The following is a 5,122-nucleotide window of genomic DNA, read 5'->3' as shown; positions in this document are numbered from 1 at the left end:
GGTAAGAAAGTAGTTGTAGTAGAAGTTACATATCCAGATGGATCAAAAGATGAAATCGAAGTACCTGTGAGAAAAGCGACTGATAAGGAAAAAGCCAAAGCTGACTTAACAGACGCAGCTAACGCAGAAAAAGGTGAAATCAGCGGAGACACAACTTTAACTGATAAAGAAAAAGAAGCCTTGAAAGCAAAAGTAGATGAAGCTAAGAAAGCTGCAGAAGATAAGATTAATAATGCGAAAACACCTGAAGAAATAGCGAAAGCAACAGAAGAAGGTAAAAAAGCAATCGCAGATGTTTATAATCCACAAACGTCTAAAGGTAAATCAACAAGTATCTTCAAACCAGAGTTAGACCTACAAACTGCTTTAGTATCAGGAAAAGCAACTGTTGAAAAAGGCAAAGACTTAACAGATGAAGAAATCCTAAAACAATTAGCACTAGCTGATGGAGTAACAGCGAAAGTTATCACTAAACCAACTACAACAGAAACAGGAACTAAAGAAGCAGAAGTAGAAGTAACGCTAGCTGACGGAACTAAAGTAACTGTAAAAGTACCAGTAGAAGTAGTAGCTTCATTAGAAACAGCTGATAAAGACAATGATCTTGCTAAAGCAAAAGAAGACGCTAAAAAACAAGTAGAAGACGCTGCTAATAAAAAACTTGATGAAATCAAGAAAGATAAAGATTTAACAGAAGATCAAAAACAAAAAGCTGAAGAAGAAATCAATAAAGCTAAAGAAGATGCTAACAAAGCTATTGACGAAGCATCATCAGCGGGAACAGCTAAACAAATCGCAGATCAAGCTAAAGAAAATATTGAAAAATATAATCCAAAAGCAGATACAGAAGTTAAGAAACCAGATGTAACAAACCTTGATGAAGAAAAAGCGAAAGCAAAAGCTGAAATACTAGAAGAAGCTCAAAAACGCATTAACGAAATCAAGAACAATAAAGATTTAACAGATGAAGAGAAACAAAAAGCTATCGAAGCTGTTAATAAAGCAAAAGATAAAGCTATCGAAGACATCAACAAAGGTCAATCTAAAGATGAAATCGATGCAGCTAAAGACAATGGTATTAAGAAAATAAATGAAGTTCAACCAGAGGGATCTATCGCATCTAAATTCGAACCAAAAGTTCCAAAAGACAAAGTGAAAGTAGAAAATCCATCGAAACTTTCAGATGAAGAAAGAGAACAAATTCGTCAAAACATTGAAGGAGCTAATACATTCCCAGATGGAACAACAGTAGAGGTTAAACCAGATGGAACAGCGGTAATCATATACAAAGACGGTTCAAGTGATATTATTTCTAAAGATAAATTAGCAACACCAGCTAAGAAAGAAACTGGAACAATTGCTTCAAGAACTGAGCCAGTTATCCCAGGAAAAACACAAGTAGGAAATACTACGAAGTTAACACCAGAAGAACAGGCTGCGGTTAAAAAAGCGGTAGAAGATGCAAATAAATTCCCAGCAGGAACTACAGTAGAAGTAAGACCAGATGGAACAGTAGTAATTACATACCCAGATAAATCTGTAGACACAATAACAGGGGATAAACTTGTAGAAAAATCTACAAAACAAACTACTCCAAAAGTTAAAACAGAAGCAGAGAAAAACCCAGTGAAAGTACCAGTAGCGCCTACACCTGTTGAAAATACTCACAACTTAACACCGGCAGAACAATCTGCAGTAGCCGTTAAGGTAAAAGCAGTAAATCCAGTAGCGACAGTCACAGTGTCTAAAGACGGAACAGCAACATTAACATATTCAGATGGTTCAGTAAACACAATTCCAGGAACAAGTCTAGTAGTAGCAAAAGATACTGAAAAAGAAGCTGCAACACAAGCTGCACAAAATTCAGCTGTGGTGCCAGCAACTACAGAAGTAGGAAATGCTCACAGCTTAACACCAGCAGAACAATCTGCAGTAGCAGCTAAAGTGAAACAAGCCAACCCAACTGCTACAGATGTTAAGGTATCTAAAGATGGAACAGCAACATTAACATATGGCGACGGTTCAGTAAACACAATACCAGGAACAAGTCTAGTAGTTCAAAAAGAAGAAGTTCCAACACAAGATCAACCAACAATCGCTGAGAAAACAAAAGTAATCATCCCAGCTAACCCTACAAAAGTAGCAGAAGCTACAAGATTAACAGATGCAGAAAAAGAAGCTGTTAAAAAAGCTGTAGTAGAAGCTAACGGATTTGGAAGCGATGTGAATGTAGAAGTAGCGGGAGACGGAACAGCGACAATCATCTTCTCAGATGGTTCAGCTATTACAATTCCAGGAAGTCAACTAGTAGCACAAGATCCAAAAGTTCACGATAGCAATAAAACAGATGCAGACAAAACAACTGTTAAAGCACCTGCTCAAAGAGTAGAAGTGAAAGACATAACACATTTAACAGATGAAGAAAAAGCAGCTGTTAAAAAAGCAATCGAAGCTGCCAACAACTTCCCAGCAGGAACAACAGTAGAAGTAGCGGGAGACGGAACAGCAACAATCACATTCCCAGATGGATCAGTAGCAACAATTCTAGGAAAAGATACTGTTCAACAATCAGCGCTAATTCAAGAACCTAAACCAGAATACACTCCAGACTCAACACCAGGTCAAGATAACGGAAATAATGGTGGTTCAGGAGCTGATGATGCCAATGCAGGAGCTGACGGAGATATGGGAGCAGCGAATGCAGACGCTAACAATGCAAACAAAGAAAATGCTAAAGGTGGAATCCAAGGAGTGTTAGCACACACAGGATTAGATAATACTGGTGGTCTAGGACTAGCAGGATTAGGATTAGCAATGCTAAGTGGATTATTAGCAACAGCTAAACGCAGAAAAGAAAAATAATTGCTAATCAACTATTAGCTTATAGTATAATAAAAAATGAATTTGGAGTGGGAGAATATCCTGCTCCAAATTTGTTATTATAGTTATTTGGTAAGTTCGGGACATGCTGAAAAGGGCTTTTTTTCGGCTCTTTGTCAAGTTCGATGCACAGGAAAAACGTAAGCGTTCAATAACAAGGTATCTATCCTCCAATCATAAAATACTTTATAATACAAACATAAAGAAGTAGGGGGTAGTGCTTTATTGGGATTCACATTCGCTGTATAAAAATTTTTTAGCTCTAATGAACTATGCGGAGGCAACTCGACAAAATTGATTTTTGAGTTACCCTTATAAATTTCTCGAAAATTAATTTTTATGAGTCGTTTTTTTGTTTGTATGAAATTTCAAATTTTTGGAAAAACTTATGGTGAAACTAATGTTATCATTAGAAAAAATATCCTCCATGAAGTATAATGAAGGTAAAGAATTATTAGGGATTATGGAAAATTAATAAATTAAAAAATAAATAGGGAGGTTTCCAACATGGAAAACATAAGACATAAAAACATAAAACCAACTTATGATTTGGTAGTAAAAAAAGTATTTCGTAACGAAGAAGTAGCATTGCAGTTTGTAAAAGATATTTTTGAATTACCGGCGAAAAGCGCTAAGTTAATTGAGGGGAATCAAATATTCACAGCAAATAGTAACGTAGAGTCGGACTTTAATATAGCAGTTGATATTCTCGTTGAATTAGACAACCATGCTCAAGTTATTATCGAGGTGCAACTCGCTAAGCAAGTATTCTTCATTAATCGCATTTGGGCATATTTATGTAAGCAAGTCAACGACAATATCGAAAGATTAAAACAAAATGAAAAAGAGCAGCTCGCTATTTATAAAAAATTACCACCGGTGTACGTTGCAGCTATCGTCGATAAAAACTACTTTGAAGGCGATGAAGCTATAAGTACTTTTTTAATCAAAGAAGAAACAAGAAACACAGAATTGAAAATGTACGTAGAAAATAACACGAAAGATATTCCGTTATTAAAAATAGTATTTTTAGAATTAAAAAAATACAAAGAGAATTTAAACAATGATTATAAAAAAATTAGATGGCTGGAATTTTTTGGAAACAAACAGTACACAAGTGAACCCGACGATGTACTTATTCAAGCTGATAATTTATTAAATCTTAGAAATTGGACTAAGGAGGAGAAACGTATGTACGATGAAGCAACAAGGCAACAAGACCACTACTGGGCATCATTAACTTATGCACAAGAAGAGGGTATGAGATTAGGGATTGAACAAGGAATTGAACAAGGACGTGCTGAAGGTATTGAACAAGCTGTTATTACTCTAATGAAAAATGGTTATATTTCCGCTGAAGTAGCTGCAGCTCAATTAAAAGTTGATATCGAGGACTTAGATAAGTATTTATAATAAAGTCTAATCAAAGTTTCATATTTCCTTGTGCAAGCTGATAATTTATTAAATTTTAGAAATTGGAGCGAGGAGGAAAAACGTATGTATGATGAAGTAACAAGACAACAAGATCACCTCTGGGCATCATTAACTTATGCACAAGAAGAGGGAATAAGGCAAGGGATTGAACAAGGTCACGCTGCAGGACGAGCAGAAGGAATGAAGCTAGGCATTGAACAAGGAAAAGAAAATACAATTATTTCTCTCTTTAAAAAAGGATATATCAATAAAGAATTAGCAGCAGAAGAACTGAAAATCGATGTTAAAGAATTAGATAAATATTTATACTAAATTTGTCAATTCATTCTAGGTTAGCCTTTGTCCAAGCTGATAATTTGTTAAATCTTAGAAACTGGACAAAGGAGGAGAAATGTATGTATGATGAAACAACGAGGCAACAAGAGCACTACTGGGCATCACTAGCTTATGTACAAGAAGAGGGACACGCCGCAGGACATGCCGAAGGAGTGAAGTTAGATATTGAAAAAGGATGCATTGCTGGAAGAGGAGAAGGAATTGAGAAGCTCAAGTTGTTAGACGTACTGAAGGAAAGAAGTTAGGTATCGAACGAGGAAGAAGAGTAAGAGTGAAATACGTTGATTTTCCTAATAAAAAATGGTTATATTTCTCCAAAAGTTGCTGCTGAAAAGCTAAATATTATCATCAATAAATTGGATAAATATATAGAATAAGAAAAAAGTGGACTTGATAAAATGTTTTATTTCATTTTATCGGTTCTTTGTCAAATTCGGTTGATTTTGAAAATTAGGAGGAAGCTATGCTATAT

Annotated in this window: 4 protein-coding genes; all 4 read left to right on the top strand. The window is 35.4% G+C overall.

Annotation, left to right across the window (positions count from 1 at the left end; genetic code table 11):
* A partial coding sequence (locus ACO6OL_RS07045) for a MiiA motif-containing surface protein (RefSeq protein ID WP_485502640.1) occupies positions 1 to 2,862 on the top strand: 2,862 nt, incomplete at its 5' end.
* A gap of 525 nt (positions 2,863 to 3,387) precedes the next feature.
* Positions 3,388 to 4,293 carry an Rpn family recombination-promoting nuclease/putative transposase gene (locus ACO6OL_RS07040; protein WP_485502639.1) on the top strand — a complete coding sequence of 302 codons (906 nt, stop codon included), beginning with the start codon at positions 3,388 to 3,390 and terminating at the stop codon, positions 4,291 to 4,293.
* 84 nt (positions 4,294 to 4,377) lie between these two features.
* A complete protein-coding gene (locus tag ACO6OL_RS07035) occupies positions 4,378 to 4,626 on the top strand; it encodes a hypothetical protein (protein WP_485502638.1) in 249 nt (82 codons plus the stop codon).
* Between the two features lie 83 nt (positions 4,627 to 4,709).
* Positions 4,710 to 4,895 carry a hypothetical protein gene (locus tag ACO6OL_RS07030; protein ID WP_485502637.1) on the top strand — a complete coding sequence of 62 codons (186 nt, stop codon included), beginning with the start codon at positions 4,710 to 4,712 and terminating at the stop codon, positions 4,893 to 4,895.
* Positions 4,896 to 5,122: the final 227 nt, after the last annotated feature.

Source organism: Gemella sp. (genome assembly GCF_057272915.1).
Note: the sequence above shows the minus strand (reverse complement) of the source record. Positions and strands in the feature narration are given on the sequence as shown.

Excerpts from the sequence above, each read along its gene's own strand:
- ACO6OL_RS07030 (WP_485502637.1), top strand. The coding sequence starts at position 4,710 with ATGTATGATGAAACAACGAGGCAACAAGAGCACTACTGGGCATCACTA.
- ACO6OL_RS07040 (WP_485502639.1), top strand. The coding sequence starts at position 3,388 with ATGGAAAACATAAGACATAAAAACATAAAACCAACTTATGATTTGGTA.
- ACO6OL_RS07035 (WP_485502638.1), top strand. The coding sequence starts at position 4,378 with ATGTATGATGAAGTAACAAGACAACAAGATCACCTCTGGGCATCATTA.